The organism is Candidatus Spyradosoma sp. SGI.093 (assembly GCF_050314555.1).
GTDB lineage: Bacteria > Verrucomicrobiota > Verrucomicrobiia > Opitutales > UBA953 > Spyradosoma.
The window spans coordinates 1-12,963 of sequence record NZ_JBNPNH010000012.1 but is presented as its reverse complement, the minus strand read 5'-3'; the positions used below and the strand labels follow the sequence as shown (position 1 = coordinate 12,963).

The following is a 12,963-nucleotide window of genomic DNA, read 5'->3' as shown; positions in this document are numbered from 1 at the left end:
GACCGAAGACCGAAACGATGAAACTTTTTTCCGCAGTTCTGTTTTTCGCGGCGTTCTCCGCCGTTCCCGCGTCCGCGGGAGCGGGCGGGAACGTGATCGCGTTCCGCTCCGCCGAGACGGGCGCCGTCGGGCTGATGACCGAAGACGGCGAAATCGTCGCTCCCGCCGTGTTCGACGGCGCGGGCAGGTTTTCCCACGGCATCTGCGCGATGCGGCTCGGCGACCGCTACGGCTACGTCGGCGCGGAAGGCCTCACGCTCACGGCGATGAATCTGCGCGCCGCGCGCGACTTCACCGCGACGCCGGCGGGAACGCCCTACGCGAGCGTGCGCTGCGACGACGGTTGGAATCTCATCGACGCGCGCGGCGTTCCCGTGTTCCCGCGCGCCCGCCCGGCGGAAATCACCGACGCGCGCACGCTCGGGCTCGCCGCTTTTTATCTCGATTCGCGCGAAATCGTCCGCGCGGACGAAACGTCCTCCGAGTCCTTCCGCGACTACGCGCAGCGCTCCGTGAACAATTATCTTTCGTTCTGGTATCCGAAAAAAGAATACGAAACGACGCAGGACTGGCGCGCGCGCACGACGGACGAAAAGCTGCAGCTCAAGGTCGAGGAACTGCGCCGCCTCGCCGCCGCGCGCTTCGTCTCCGAGCGCGGGGACGCGGCGCTTTCGCCCGCGGACTTCAGAATCGTGAAATACGACGCGGACAACAGCGCGTTTCTGCTTTCGCACGCGAAGTTCGGCGGCGCGCTCGTTCCCGTGCCGCGCAGGGAGGCGGCGCTCTTCCGCGAAAATTTCCCGCGCGCGAAGATCCTCGCGCCCGACTACGGCGTCGGCAAGAGCGACCGCATCACGCTGCGCGGCGCGGATTTCGTCATGCCCGACGGCAAAGTCTATCGCGCGGATCCCGACGCGGTTTACGAGGCGGACACGCGCTACGCGGGCTTCGAGGTCACGCTCCCGGGCGGCGCGGAGCCGATCGAAATTCCGCCGCGCTCCGTGCTCTCCGACGTGGACCGCGGCGTTCCCGCGCTGAAGCCGCAGCCCGACCGCGCGCGCTTCGCGTGCATTCTCGTGAACGAGACCTACGAAAATTCCGCGAACGTGCTCTTCGCCGGCGAAGACGGCTACGCGTTCGAGAAATACTGCGAGAAGACGCTCGGCATTCCGCGGGAACGCGTTTCGCGCAGCAAGAACAACAGTCTCGGGCACATGCGCCGCGCCGTGCGCGACCTCGCCGCACGCGCGAAGGCGTTCCCGGACGCGGAAATCATTTTCTTCTACGTCGGCAAATCCGTCGCCGACCGCTACGGCAACGAATACCTTCTGCCGACGGACTGCCGCCCGGCGGACGGCGTCGGCGGAGGCTTCAAACTCAAGGAACTTTACGAGGAGCTCGGCTCGCTGCGCGCGAAGCTCGTCACCGTCTTCATCGATTCGGAAATCTGCTTCACGAGCACGAAAAGCGAAGGCAAGAGCGGCGGCGGCAAGACGCTCGTCGAGCTCTCCGACGCCGTTCCCGCGGGCAGGTCCGTCGTGTTCCGTTCCGCGCTCGCGGAGGAGTCGCCGCGCCGCTTCCCGGAAAATTCGCACGGGCTCTTCACGTATTTTCTGCTGAAAAAAATCAAGGAGACGCGCGGGAACGTCGGCTACGCCGAGCTCGCGGATTATCTCGAAGAACAGGTGAAGCGCACGGCGACGGTGCGCTTCGACGCGGAACAGACCGCGACCGCGACGCCGTCCGAGGAGCTCGGCGACGCCTGGGCGGAAATCACCGTCCGATGAGGAGGCGCGCGCGATGAAACACGGAATCTTCACGAAACGCCTCGCCGCCGCGCTCGCGGGAACGGCGCTCTGCGCGCTACTGTGCGCCTGCGCGGGAACGCCCGCCGTCTCGCCCGTCTGCGCGGAGCTGACGAAAAAGCCGATCGACCACGCGCGGCTCGCCGCGCTCGCGCGCGAAAATCCCGACGCGCGCATGCCCGACGGCAGCTCCTGCCTGCACTACGTGATCGTCACGGAAAACTTCGAGGCGGCGGAGATCCTCGCCGCGAACGGCGCGCGCCTCGGGCGCGAGGAGCTCTACGCGCTGTTCACGCCGTACCGCAACAACCCGAACTCGCGCCGATTCAAGTTTCTTTCGCCGATCTTCCCCTCCGCGATGGTGAAGCAGGAACGCTTCTACGCCTGCGTCGCCGGCGACACCGCCGTCCGCATCGCGAAAAAGCTGCGCTGCACGCCGGAGGAGCTGCGGGAAGTGAATCCCGACGTCGATTTCGCGAAGCTCCGGCGCGGCCAGAAAATCCGCGTTCCCGCGAAGAGCGAATGAACTTCAACATCTGAAACGCCATGTCAGGACAAGAAATCTTCACCTTCGTCATCGAATATCTGCAGCGCGCCTGCAACTACACGCTCGGGCAGATCGCGCTCGTCTTCGGCCCCGCGATCGTCTTCGGCTTTCTCACGCAGTATCTGAGCCAGAAGATCCGCGTCGAGGGCTGGGCGCGCTTCGGCGATTTCTACACGTACTTCACCGCTCCGGGAACGGCGCTGCACGAGTTCGGGCACGTCGTCTTCGCGAAGCTTTTCGGACACGAGGTCACCGAAGTCTGCTGGTTCGGGCCGAAGGACGGCACGCTCGGCTACGTCAATCACTCCTACAATCCCGAAAGCCGTTTCCAGCAAATCGGCAATCTCTTCATCGGCACGGGACCGATCTGGGTCGGCACGCTCGCGATCGTGCTTCTGTCGTTCCTCGTGCTCGGACCGGAAAAGCTCGACGCGCTCGGCGTCTCCGTCGCGCGGGAACAGAGCTTTTCGAGCTTCGGGGAGGCGCTCGCCTACGCGGGCGACGTCGCCGCGGCGGGCTGCTCGCTGTTCTTCGACGCGTTCTCGGTCGAGACGCTGAAGAATCCGCTGACGCTCGTCTGCCTTTACCTGATCTTCTGCATCGGCGCGCACATGCGCCTCAGCCCGCCGGACGTCCGGCACTGCGGCGTTCCCGCGCTGATGCTGCTCGGCTTCATTTTCCTGTTCAACCTCTGCACGGCGTGGCTCGGCGACTTTTCGATGAAGATCACCTACGCGCTCACGCAGTACAACCACGTCGTCTATTCGCTGCTCGTCTTCACGCTGCTGATGATGCTGCTCGTCTGGGCGCTGACGCTCGTCGTCTCGATCTTCCTGAAACGGAAACCCGACGCGCGCTTCTGAAAACCGAATTTTCAACCGAAAAAAAACAATCAAACGCAAACCGTCATGAAACACGCAAAATTCCTCCTCATCGCCGCCGCGCTCGCCGTCTTCACGGGCGCTCCCGCCCTCGCCCAAGACGCGCCCGCCGCCGCTCCCGCCGCCGCCAAGGCGCCCGCGCTCAAGAAACCGACGACGTGCATCGGCGAGCCCACGGCGACGCCGGCAGTGCTCGCGCTGGTGCGCAAGAACAACGCGCGTGAAGCCTTCGAGAACATCATGCAGGCGATGCCGAAAAAGATCGGCACCTACATCACCCAGACGCGCAAGCTCGACGTCGTTCCCGGCGACGACGGCATCAACATGTGCATCAAGGCGATCGAATCCGGCGACAGCACGCTCGCGGGCATAGACCAGGAGATCGTCGCCTCGTTCCGCTCCGTGAAGTATCCGCTTTCCGTCAGCGTCAGCTTCTTCAATGATTTCCGCGCGAAAAAAATCGTCCGCGGCTCCAAGGTGGAGCAGCGCACGATCACGCTCGCCGCGGACGTGAGCCTGCTCGACGCGGCGAAGGGCGTCTCCAAGGAGGCGACGCCGGTGAAGGTCAAGCGCGTCTTCACGGCGTCCACGGGCGTGGACTGGGGTACGGAGGGCGGCTCCAAGACCGAAGAAGCCTTCATGACGACGGCGGAGGAGCTCTGCAAGAAAATCGCCTTCACGATCGTCGATCAGCTCGCGCCCGCGCAGATCATCGGCATCGACAAAAAGGGCCTGATTTCCATCAACAAAGGCAAGGGCACGGACATCGCCAAAGGACAGATCTACGTGATCTACGAAAAGTCCGACGAAATGTTCGATCCGGAGACGGGCGAATCCAGCGGTTTCGACACAACCGAAATCGGCAGGGCGAAGGTGACTTCCTGCCAGCCGAAATTCTCCAAGCTGAAGGTCATCGAATCCGATCCGGACTACGAAATCGCGATCGGCAACATCGTCCGCCCCGCCGAGGAGACTGACGGCGGCGAGGAGTGAGGAACGCCCGTCGGGGCGTTCCCGCCTTCGCTCCTTGCGTTCCCGGGGGAAAAGGTTTTTACTCGTCGGCACTATGCAGAAAATCGCGCTTCTGTCCGTCAGCGACAAAACCGGGCTTTTGGATTTCGCCAAGGTCCTCGTAGAAAAACACGGCTACAAGCTGCTCTCCACGGGCGGCACCGCAAAAATGCTCCGCGAAGGCGGGCTGCCCGTCACCGACGTGAGCGAGCACACCGGCTTCCCCGAAATCATGGACGGGCGCGTGAAGACGCTTCACCCGCGCGTGCACGGCGGGCTGCTCTGCCGCCGCGACCTTCCCGCGCACATGGAACAGGCCGCGAAGCTCGACATTCCGATGATCGACATGGTCGTCGTGAATCTTTATCCGTTCGAGGCGACCGTCGCCAAGCCGGACTGCGCGTTCGAGGACGCGATCGAGAACATCGACATCGGCGGCCCGTCGATGCTGCGTTCCGCCGCGAAGAACCACCAGAGCGTCTTCGTCGTCACCGATCCCGCGGACTATTCCCGCGTGCTCGCGGCGATGGACGGCGATCCCGCCGCGCTGCCGGAGTTCCGCCGCGAGCTCGCGCTCAAGGTCTTCTCCCGCACCGCCGCCTACGACGCCGCGATCGCGAACTATCTTGAAAAACAGGTGCCGAGCGCCGCGACCGCGCCGACGTTCCCGCGTCAGTTCAACCTGAACCTGAAGACGGCGCAGGAGCTCCGCTACGGCGAAAATCCGCACCAGGGCGCCAAGCTCTTCGGCGACTTCCACAGCTTCTTCAACCAGCTCCAGGGCAAGGAGCTGAGCTTCAACAACATTCTCGACATCACGGGCGCGACGAATCTCATCGCCGAGTTCGACCGCCCGACCGTCGGCATTCTCAAGCACACGAACCCGTGCGGCATCGCCACGGCGGGAACGCTCGCCGAGGCCTGGGACCAGGCGTTCGAGACGGACAAGCAGGCCCCCTTCGGCGGCATCATCGTCGCCAACCGCGAAGTGGACAAGGCGCTCGCCGAGCGCATCGCGCACATCTTCTCCGAAGTCATCATCGCGCCGTCGTTCTCGGCGGAGGCGCGCGAAATCTTCGCGAAAAAGAAGAACCTGCGCCTCATGGAGCAGGTCAAGCCGATTTCGGCGGACAAGCTCTACGACGTGCGCTACGCGATCGGCGGCGTGCTCGTGCAGGAACGCGACCTCAAGCCCATCGACCCGAGCGCCTACAAGGTGGTGACGAAGCGCGCGCCGACCGACGAGGAGCTGCGCGCGATGCTCTTCGGCTGGAAGGTCGTCAAGCACGTGAAGTCCAACGCCATCGTGTACGCGGGCTGCGAGCGCACGCTCGGCATCGGCGCCGGGCAGATGTCGCGCGTCGATTCCTCGCGCATCGCCGTGTGGAAGGCGGGCGAGGCGGGGCTTTCGCTCAAGGGCTCGATCATCGCCAGCGACGCGTTCTTCCCGTTCGCGGACGGCCTGCTCGCCGCGGCGGACGCGGGCGCGACGGCGGCGATTCAGCCGGGCGGCTCCGTGCGCGACCAGGAAGTCATCGACGCCGCGAACGAGCGCGGCATGGCGATGATCTTCACCGGCCACCGCCATTTCCGCCACTGAGACCGACGAACGCCCGAAGCGAAGAGCGTTCCCGCGGAAGCCGATGAACGAAACCCTTCCGCGGGAACGCTTTTTCTTTCCCGAAACAAAAAATCAGATTCTCCTCCAAATGAAGAAAATCCTTTTCTCGCTCCTCGCAGGGAGCCTTTTCGCGGGAACGGCGCTGTGCGCCTCCGCTCAAACCGCCGCCGCGCCCGAAGCCGCCGCCGAAAAAACCGCGCGCGCGACGTCCACGCCCGCCGGCTGGCTCGACGATTTCGAAGCCGCCAAAAAACTCGCCGCCGCGGAAAACAAGCTGCTTTTCGTGGACTTCACCGGCTCGGACTGGTGCGGCTGGTGCATCCGCCTCGAAAAGGAAGTCCTTTCCAAAAAAGAATTCCTGAACGGCGTGAAGGACAAGTTCGTGCTCGTCTTCATCGACTCTCCGCAGAACAAGAAGCTGGTTTCGCCCGCGACGGCGAAACAGAACGCCGATCTGGTCGAACGCTACGGAATCCGCGGCTTCCCGACCGTGCTGATTCTGGACGCCGAGGGCGCCGAGCTCGCCAAGACAGGCTACCGCCGCGGCGGCGCGGAGCTTTACGTCGCCCATCTCGAAGTCCTGCTCGAAGACGCCCGCAAGCTCGCCGCGCTGAAAAAGGAAATCGAAGCGCTGAAGCCGGGAACGGAAGAACGCGTCCGGAAAATCGACGCCGTGGTGCGCTTCATGAACGCGGAAGAACAGGGGCGGAACGCGACGCTCGTCCGCGAAGTCCTCAACTTCGATCCCGACGGAAGCAAGGGGCTGCGCGACGGCTACCCGCTCTTCACGGTCTATTTCCCGCTCTCGAAAAAATGCGACGAGATCTTTTCCGAGCTCTACAAGGAAGCCCAGGCGAAATACAAGGAAATGAGCCCCGAAGACCGCAAGAACCCGAATCTCGGGAAAAAGATCTTCGGCGAAATCGTCAAGACGCGCTACGCCGAGCTCAAGGCGATCGCGGAAGAGCTGAAGAAGACCGCGGACGCCACCAAGCACGGCGAAGTCAAGGGCCTGCTCGAAAAGCTCTTCGCGCAGGTGAAGATGCAGCTCGACGTCGCGGACGAACTCGACGCCGCCTCGCGCGCCGACGAAAAACCCGCCGCGCCGATCTTCGAAGACTGAGCGCCCCGCGGGAACGCAAAGGAGGGCGGCCGTCCCGGTCGCCCTCCTTTGCGTTCTCACCTCTAACCTCTAAGCTTTAAGAAGCCAAGTCTTCCGCCTTCAGCGCGTAGCCCTGACCGTAAACCGCGCGGATTCCGGCGTCGCCGCCGACCTTCCTGCGCAGACGTGAGACGAGCGAACGGACGCGCGCGGAATCCGCCTCGCGGGCGTCCTTCCGCCAGACGCGCACGAGGAGTTCCGCCTCCGAAACGACGCCGCCGCGGCGCTCCGCGAGACAGCGCAGCAGCGCGCATTCCCGCGTCGAAAGCGCCGCCCGCGCCGCCCCGCGGCGGTATTCCCGCGCGCGCAGGTCGAAGACGCCGCCGTCCTCGAGCCGCAGCACGGGCGCGTCCGCCCCGCTTTCCGCCAGCACGGGAACTTCGGGCGCACGCCGAATCCGGCGCAGCGCGTTGCGCACGCGGGCGGCGAGCTCGCGCGCGTCGACGGGCTTGAGGACGTAATCGTCCGCTCCGTGCCCGAAGCCGCGCAGGCAGCCTTCGACTCCGCCGAACGCCGTGAGCACGATCACGGGAAAAGCCGCGTCGCGCCCGCGGATTTCCCGCAGCAGCTCGATTCCGTTCCCGTCGGGCAGCATGACGTCCGTCACCAGCGCGTCGAACCCGCGCACGCCCAGCAGATAGCGCGCTTCCGCGACGTCTCCCGCCTCTTCGACGCCGAAGCCCTCCGCGGCGAGTTTTTTCGCGAGACGCTCCCGCAGCCCGAGGTCGTCTTCGAGCAGCAGCAAAACGGGAACGCGCGCGCTTTCTTTCATAAAAATCTCCGAAGCGGGATTCTAAGCCGAAACGCCGCGCCGGCGGAACAAGAATCTTCCGCGACGAGCTCCCCGCCCTGCTCCCGGGCCAGACGGCGCGCCACCGCCAGTCCCATGCCGGAGCCGGGCGTTTCCGCGGGAACGTCTCCGCCGCGGACGAACTCGGAAAAAATCCGCGCGCGCGCCTCCGCGGGCAGCCCGGGGCCGTCGTCCGCGAAACGGATTTCGAGCGCGTTCCCGCGGCGGGAGAACTCGATTTCCGCGGCGGCGCCGGGCGCGTACTTCGCGGCGTTGTCCGCGAGATTGAAGAGAATCTGCCCGATTGCCTCGGCGTCCGCGCGGACGCGGCGTTCCCGCAGCTCCGGCTCGACGCGCAGACGCGCGCGCACTCCGCTCTCGGCGAGCCGTTCCCGCGCGCGGGCGCAGACGCGTTCCGCGAGCTCGCCGACGCTCAGCCGTTCCCGCCGCGCGCCGCCCGCGGAGGCGCGTCCGAAACGCGCGATCCGCCCCGCGTTTTCCGCGACGCGCCGTATCGTCGCGCGGTTCTCCGCAAGCTCGCGCAGCAGACGGCGCCGCGTCCCGGCGTCGCTTTCGGGCGTTTCCTCGAACGCGTCCAAAAGCAGCCGTTCCCGCAGCAGCGGCGCCCGCAGCTCGTGCGAAAGCGCCTCGACGAAAAACCGGCGACGCCGCAGCGCGCGCCGTCTCCAAAGCACGTACGCGAAGACGAAAAACGCCGCGATCCCCGCCGGAAAGATCAGCGCCTTCCACGACGCCGCGGGCGCGCCCTCCGCGACGTAAAACGCCGCGCTCAGCCGCACGGGATACCCTTCCAGATTCTCGCGCGCGGGATCGGGCAGGCGCCACGGCGCGTAAGCTTCGTAGATTTCCCCGCCCTCGACCTTCAGCGGCCCGCGCGGCGCGGCGAACGCGACGTGCGCCGACGGCGAGACGCCCCGAAGGCTCCGCGAAAGCGCGCGGTCCAGCGCGGGAACGTCGAGCAGCCGCACCGAAAATCCGTCCTCGCCCGAAACGCCGACGCGCCGCACCAGAAAAAGCGCGTGGCGGATTTTCCCCGCCGCCCCGCCGTCCTCGGAAACGTGCGCGAGCAGGAGCGGGCGGAACCGCGCCGGCGCGTCCGGAGAAAGGCGTTCCCGTTCCCGCGCCAGCGCGCGCGGCAGCAGCGCCCGCAGCGCGGCGGCGTCTCCCGTTTCGGACTCGATCTGCGGCGCGCGCGTTCCCGCCGGCTCACGGACGACGCACGCGGCGAGCGTCGCGCCGCGGAAAAGCGCGGGATCCCCGCCGGCGTCGAGCTCCGAAAGCGCCTCGCGCCAGACGCGCTTCAGCTCCCGCGCGCAGGCTTCGCGGCGCGCCTCGAAGGCGGCGCGGACGTCGGGAACGCGCGCGGAAAAAACGTCTTCGCCGAGACGGAACGCTCCCCACAAAGTCGCCGACGCGACCGCCGCGAACGCGCACGCCCACGCGGCTTCGCGGAAAAGACCTCTCTCGAAAACGCGCTTCATCGTACAAGACAGGGAAGACGCAGTGAAAAGACGACGCCCGCGCCGGCGGATTCCTCCTCAAGCTCCAGAGAACCGCCGAGCTCCCGCGCGAACGCCCGCGCCGCCGCGAAACCGAGCTCCGGGATTTCCGCCTCCGCGTCGGGAAGACGCGAATCCGAAGCGACGAAACGCGCCCGCGCTTCCGCGAAAAGCCCGCCGTCCTCGTCCGAAAAATCGAAGCGCAGCGCCCCGCCCTCGCGGCGCAGCGAGACGCGGAAAAGCCCGTCGGACGCGCCGCGCGACGCGACGTCCGCGAAATTGAGCGCGATCAGCTCGATGAAGCCCGGAGACGTCTCCGCCTCCGCCCCGCGGAGATCCGGCGCGACGTCCAGCTCCGAATCGATTCCCGAAGCCGCCAGACGCGCGAACGCGCGGCTCGAAACGCATTCGGCGAGACGCTCGACCGAAAACCGGCGCGCCCTCGCCGCGGCGCGGCACTCGCGGACGCGAAAGAAGAGCAGCGCGTTTTCCGCCCCCAGCTCCGCGCGGGCGTTCGCCTCACGCAGCGCGGCAAGCGTCTCCCGGGAATCCGGAGAAGAAGCCCCGCGCGCCCCGAGACACGCTTCCGCGCGGGCGCAGGACTCCTCCGCCGCGCGCGCGGCGGCCGAAGCCGCGGCGCCCAGCCGCGCGTCCTCGCGGGAATTCAGCAGCGCCGCCCCGAACGCCGCCGCAGACGCGACGCCCGCCGCGATCCACAGCCCGAAAAGCGGGAGTTCCGAGGAAACGACGTCCCCGAAGGACGCGCTCCCGCCGAAAACCGCCGCCAGACGCGATTCGCGCAGAAACAGCGCCTCGCACTGCCCGAAAAAACTCCACGCGACGAGCCCCGCGAGACAGACGCCCGCCAGGAGAAAACGCGACTCCCTGCCGAAACGGATCATCGGCGGCTCCGCGAAAAACCGGATCCCCGCCCCGCCCGCGCGGGAACGGCCCCCGACGCCGCGCGGCACGCGGCAACTTTTTTGGAAATCTTCATCGCTCTCTCAAAAAAACGGCGCGAAACGGGGAACGCAACGCTTCTTTTCGCTTTTCCGCGGGAACCCGAGGAGAAGCGGCGTCCCTGCGAATCGTAGGCGCACTCGACGACGGTCTGCGTCGCCGCGTTTTCGAAGCGGATCGGACGGTTCTCGCCGTTGTAGGCGATCGACCACGTTCCCGTGGAAGTCTGAACCAAAGTCGCGTTCCCGTCGGCGTCGTAGGCCGGAGAGAACGTCGGAGAAGAATTCAGGGGAGAAGCGACATTCCTGTCGCTTTGTTCGGAATCGCTTTCGGAGGGGTTTTCGGGAAGCGGCAAGAATGCCGCCTCTCCCCTGGACGTGTACTGATTCAGATTGTTCGTCACGTAGGAGAGCGACGCGTCTTTTTCCGTCGCCGTGCCGCGGTTGCCGACGTAGTCGAACGCGTAGGCGTACGCGTCGGAACCGAGCGTCGTCGAAGTCAGCTCCGAGCGCGCGTTGTACCCGAAGGCGTCCGAGCGCGCGGCGGCGCTCCCGCGCGTCTGCGTCCGCGCGGAAGCGCGACCGAGCGCATCGTGACGACGCATATACAGCCTCGTTCCCGTGCTTCTGGCTATAAAAAACTTTTTAAACATTAAAGCGGATGTCCTATCGACGAAAAGAGCTCTTTGAAAAATCTGAATAAGCCTCGTCCGATTGAATATCTCGAACAGATATGTTTAAAGGATTTAAGCCTACGAAGCAAGACGGAGGGCAAAAACTCCCACGAGCTGATGTTCTCGCCGGGATTTCGCTTAAAAAGCGGCGGATCGAACAATGGGCAGTCTTCTCGCACTAAAGGGGAAACAGAAAGAGGTCTCAAAATCCCGAAGCCTGCAAAAACAAAACCTATTCCTGTCGCAAAAAAAGAAGCGAGAATTAAAGCATGAGAGCGATCATCTAGGAAAATCCATAATAAACAACCGAAAGCAATCGGTGGAAGAAAAAGAGATGGAGCCGTGAATTTTAGAGAAAATTTCCACGAGCGCTCATCATCACGGTTTTGTTTGAAAATTCTTGATCTTAAGAGAGAGAGAATTCCAAGGAGCAGAACAAGTCTCCCCCAAATTCCATTTGCAAAAATGGAGAGGATGAATTGATATAAGCAAGCCGAAAACATAAAGTCTCCAAAAAATAATTTCGTAAAGATTCCTGAACATAGAACGAAAAAGCCGTTTGCTGCTGCGCAGAAAAGGGTCGAATCAGTATTGACGGCTCTCATAAGAGATTGATGGGATTTTTAAAGGTAACAGTTTTGACTCCTGCAGATTCGCTTCCTGATATGCCGACATCCATATTAAAACCTAATAATTGTGCTCGAACATACGCTTCCGCATAAAAATCAAGTGGGCCAGAAATTTGACAGATTCCTTTTGAACATTGAGCAGATTCAATTTTTACAAAATCGTTCTCGAAATCGCGATAGATCATTTTACCGTGCAATAAAAATTTTCATTCGTATAATCCACTCCGGCTTTATGCATGGAATTATCGCCTGAATAGAACGATTCTGTTTTTTCCCCCACATGAACTCCGAACCAAACTCAAGATCAAATATATTCATCCACGATTCCTCCAAAGAAAATGGCGGAGCCTTTCGCTGCTTTTCATTTTTGATGATGTTCCATCCGTTCAAAACCCAACACCACATCTCAAATTGCGAAAGCAAAACATGCTCTTCCGGAACTTCCATTTCCATTCGGCAGCAGCGTGTTCCGCGCGGAGCATGGCCTGCGTATCGAAGATCCGGCGCATCGGAACGGTCGTTCCATTTCTGCCAACACCAAACGGGCGCCGTTCCCGATTTCTTGAGCGGGGAAGACAACTTTTCGAACATCCACTTATAGAGAGGAATATCGTCGCAAGAAAATGGATTTCTCTGGACAAATTGAAACGACGCGTAGTAGTCCTCTTCTATCGGAAGCAAGTCTGCTGTTTGTATTGTATAAAGCCTCATTTACTTGTTGCTGTTTTCAAAATGGATTTCACTGTTCCATTTGCGGGATTTACCGGAACAATAACAGTCTTCCCGTTAGGCATCAGTACTTTGGTGTGACTGCCTTTTCCTCCTTTCACGATTTTCCCGCCCCAACGCTCCAAAATCTTGATCAATTCTTTTGAGCCAGACTTTCCTGCATACTTTCCAGTCAAACTGCCCCATGTGATAATCTTTGCTTCTAAACAACATAGAAACATAGCAGGGGTGTTAAAACAGGCACTTAAAGATGATATCTCTCCTCGCCAATCCGTAAGAGTGGAAACACGATTTCCACAGATCGTGTAAAGGTTGAGCCCACCCTGTTCCTCGATGGGGTCGCGGCTAATCCACCTGCCGTCGGCGGGCGAGTAGTGGCGGTAGTTGTAATAGACGAGACCCAACTCATCGTCGTAAACTTCCGAAGACCATTGGAACGGGTTCGCGGGAACGGAAGCGCCGGAAGGCGTTCCCGTCGTGACGGCGCCGAAGGGGGCGTAGTCGTAGGTCGCGGCGGTGTTCCCGTAGAAATCGACCAGCTCGCAGACGTTTTTCGTCAAGTCGATCGTCGGGAAATAGAGGTTGTCGCCGAGGACGTTGATCGCGAGCGGGCGCGTCGCGGTCGATTCTTCGGG

14 protein-coding genes are annotated in these 12,963 nt (G+C 62.8%); 6 read left to right on the top strand and 8 right to left on the bottom strand.

Annotated features, from left to right (window positions below):
* Positions 1 to 17 precede the first annotated feature (17 nt).
* The 6 genes from ACQREB_RS08630 (at position 18) to ACQREB_RS08605 (ending at position 6,988) form a co-directional block, all read left to right on the top strand.
* Complete coding sequence (locus tag ACQREB_RS08630) at positions 18 to 1,787, top strand: caspase family protein (protein ID WP_427767750.1); 1,770 nt, start codon at positions 18 to 20, stop codon at positions 1,785 to 1,787.
* A gap of 13 nt (positions 1,788 to 1,800) precedes the next feature.
* Positions 1,801 to 2,331: a LysM peptidoglycan-binding domain-containing protein gene (locus ACQREB_RS08625; protein ID WP_427767748.1), complete on the top strand. Its 531-nt coding sequence runs from the start codon at positions 1,801 to 1,803 to the stop codon at positions 2,329 to 2,331.
* Between the two features lie 20 nt (positions 2,332 to 2,351).
* The gene (locus ACQREB_RS08620) at positions 2,352 to 3,215 is read left to right on the top strand and encodes a hypothetical protein (protein WP_427767745.1); all 864 of its coding nucleotides are present in this window, start codon (positions 2,352 to 2,354) and stop codon (positions 3,213 to 3,215) included.
* A 45-nt stretch (positions 3,216 to 3,260) separates the two neighbouring features.
* Positions 3,261 to 4,226, top strand: a complete 966-nt coding sequence (locus ACQREB_RS08615; protein WP_427767742.1) for a hypothetical protein — start codon at positions 3,261 to 3,263, stop codon at positions 4,224 to 4,226.
* 73 nt (positions 4,227 to 4,299) lie between these two features.
* The gene (purH, locus tag ACQREB_RS08610) at positions 4,300 to 5,844 is read left to right on the top strand and encodes a bifunctional phosphoribosylaminoimidazolecarboxamide formyltransferase/IMP cyclohydrolase (RefSeq protein ID WP_427767739.1); all 1,545 of its coding nucleotides are present in this window, start codon (positions 4,300 to 4,302) and stop codon (positions 5,842 to 5,844) included.
* A gap of 109 nt (positions 5,845 to 5,953) precedes the next feature.
* Positions 5,954 to 6,988 carry a thioredoxin family protein gene (locus tag ACQREB_RS08605; protein ID WP_427767736.1) on the top strand — a complete coding sequence of 345 codons (1,035 nt, stop codon included), beginning with the start codon at positions 5,954 to 5,956 and terminating at the stop codon, positions 6,986 to 6,988.
* A 76-nt stretch (positions 6,989 to 7,064) separates the two neighbouring features.
* Here ACQREB_RS08605 and ACQREB_RS08600 read toward each other — a convergent pair whose 3' ends face one another.
* From ACQREB_RS08600 to ACQREB_RS08565, 8 genes are all read right to left on the bottom strand, one after another.
* Positions 7,065 to 7,799 carry a response regulator transcription factor gene (locus ACQREB_RS08600; protein ID WP_427767734.1) on the bottom strand — a complete coding sequence of 245 codons (735 nt, stop codon included), beginning with the start codon at positions 7,797 to 7,799 and terminating at the stop codon, positions 7,065 to 7,067.
* A complete protein-coding gene (locus tag ACQREB_RS08595) occupies positions 7,796 to 9,319 on the bottom strand; it encodes an ATP-binding protein (RefSeq protein WP_427767732.1) in 1,524 nt (507 codons plus the stop codon). Before ACQREB_RS08595 ends, ACQREB_RS08600 begins: the two co-directional genes overlap by 4 nt.
* The gene (locus tag ACQREB_RS08590; RefSeq protein ID WP_427767729.1) at positions 9,316 to 10,239 is read right to left on the bottom strand and encodes a hypothetical protein; all 924 of its coding nucleotides are present in this window, start codon (positions 10,237 to 10,239) and stop codon (positions 9,316 to 9,318) included. The genes ACQREB_RS08595 and ACQREB_RS08590 overlap by 4 nt, the downstream gene beginning before the upstream one ends.
* Positions 10,236 to 10,901, bottom strand: a complete 666-nt coding sequence (locus ACQREB_RS08585; protein ID WP_427767727.1) for a hypothetical protein — start codon at positions 10,899 to 10,901, stop codon at positions 10,236 to 10,238. The genes ACQREB_RS08590 and ACQREB_RS08585 overlap by 4 nt, the downstream gene beginning before the upstream one ends.
* 47 nt (positions 10,902 to 10,948) lie before the next feature.
* Positions 10,949 to 11,575: a hypothetical protein gene (locus ACQREB_RS08580; protein WP_427767724.1), complete on the bottom strand. Its 627-nt coding sequence runs from the start codon at positions 11,573 to 11,575 to the stop codon at positions 10,949 to 10,951.
* On the bottom strand, positions 11,572 to 11,784 hold the full coding sequence (locus ACQREB_RS08575) for a hypothetical protein (RefSeq protein ID WP_427767721.1): 213 nt from the start codon (positions 11,782 to 11,784) through the stop codon (positions 11,572 to 11,574). Before ACQREB_RS08575 ends, ACQREB_RS08580 begins: the two co-directional genes overlap by 4 nt.
* A 1-nt stretch (position 11,785) precedes the next feature.
* Positions 11,786 to 12,310, bottom strand: a complete 525-nt coding sequence (locus ACQREB_RS08570) for a DUF3841 domain-containing protein (RefSeq protein WP_427767719.1) — start codon at positions 12,308 to 12,310, stop codon at positions 11,786 to 11,788.
* Positions 12,307 to 12,963, bottom strand: a 657-nt coding sequence (locus tag ACQREB_RS08565; protein ID WP_427767716.1) for an RHS repeat-associated core domain-containing protein, incomplete at its 5' end; no start/stop codon positions are given. The genes ACQREB_RS08565 and ACQREB_RS08570, both read right to left, overlap by 4 nt.

Excerpts from the sequence above, each read along its gene's own strand:
- ACQREB_RS08630 (WP_427767750.1), top strand. The coding sequence starts at position 18 with ATGAAACTTTTTTCCGCAGTTCTGTTTTTCGCGGCGTTCTCCGCCGTT.
- ACQREB_RS08625 (WP_427767748.1), top strand. The coding sequence starts at position 1,801 with ATGAAACACGGAATCTTCACGAAACGCCTCGCCGCCGCGCTCGCGGGA.
- ACQREB_RS08620 (WP_427767745.1), top strand. The coding sequence starts at position 2,352 with ATGTCAGGACAAGAAATCTTCACCTTCGTCATCGAATATCTGCAGCGC.
- ACQREB_RS08615 (WP_427767742.1), top strand. The coding sequence starts at position 3,261 with ATGAAACACGCAAAATTCCTCCTCATCGCCGCCGCGCTCGCCGTCTTC.
- purH (WP_427767739.1), top strand. The coding sequence starts at position 4,300 with ATGCAGAAAATCGCGCTTCTGTCCGTCAGCGACAAAACCGGGCTTTTG.
- ACQREB_RS08605 (WP_427767736.1), top strand. The coding sequence starts at position 5,954 with ATGAAGAAAATCCTTTTCTCGCTCCTCGCAGGGAGCCTTTTCGCGGGA.
- ACQREB_RS08600 (WP_427767734.1), bottom strand. The coding sequence starts at position 7,799 with ATGAAAGAAAGCGCGCGCGTTCCCGTTTTGCTGCTGCTCGAAGACGAC.
- ACQREB_RS08595 (WP_427767732.1), bottom strand. The coding sequence starts at position 9,319 with ATGAAGCGCGTTTTCGAGAGAGGTCTTTTCCGCGAAGCCGCGTGGGCG.
- ACQREB_RS08590 (WP_427767729.1), bottom strand. The coding sequence starts at position 10,239 with ATGATCCGTTTCGGCAGGGAGTCGCGTTTTCTCCTGGCGGGCGTCTGT.
- ACQREB_RS08585 (WP_427767727.1), bottom strand. The coding sequence starts at position 10,901 with ATGCGTCGTCACGATGCGCTCGGTCGCGCTTCCGCGCGGACGCAGACG.
- ACQREB_RS08580 (WP_427767724.1), bottom strand. The coding sequence starts at position 11,575 with ATGAGAGCCGTCAATACTGATTCGACCCTTTTCTGCGCAGCAGCAAAC.
- ACQREB_RS08575 (WP_427767721.1), bottom strand. The coding sequence starts at position 11,784 with ATGATCTATCGCGATTTCGAGAACGATTTTGTAAAAATTGAATCTGCT.
- ACQREB_RS08570 (WP_427767719.1), bottom strand. The coding sequence starts at position 12,310 with ATGAGGCTTTATACAATACAAACAGCAGACTTGCTTCCGATAGAAGAG.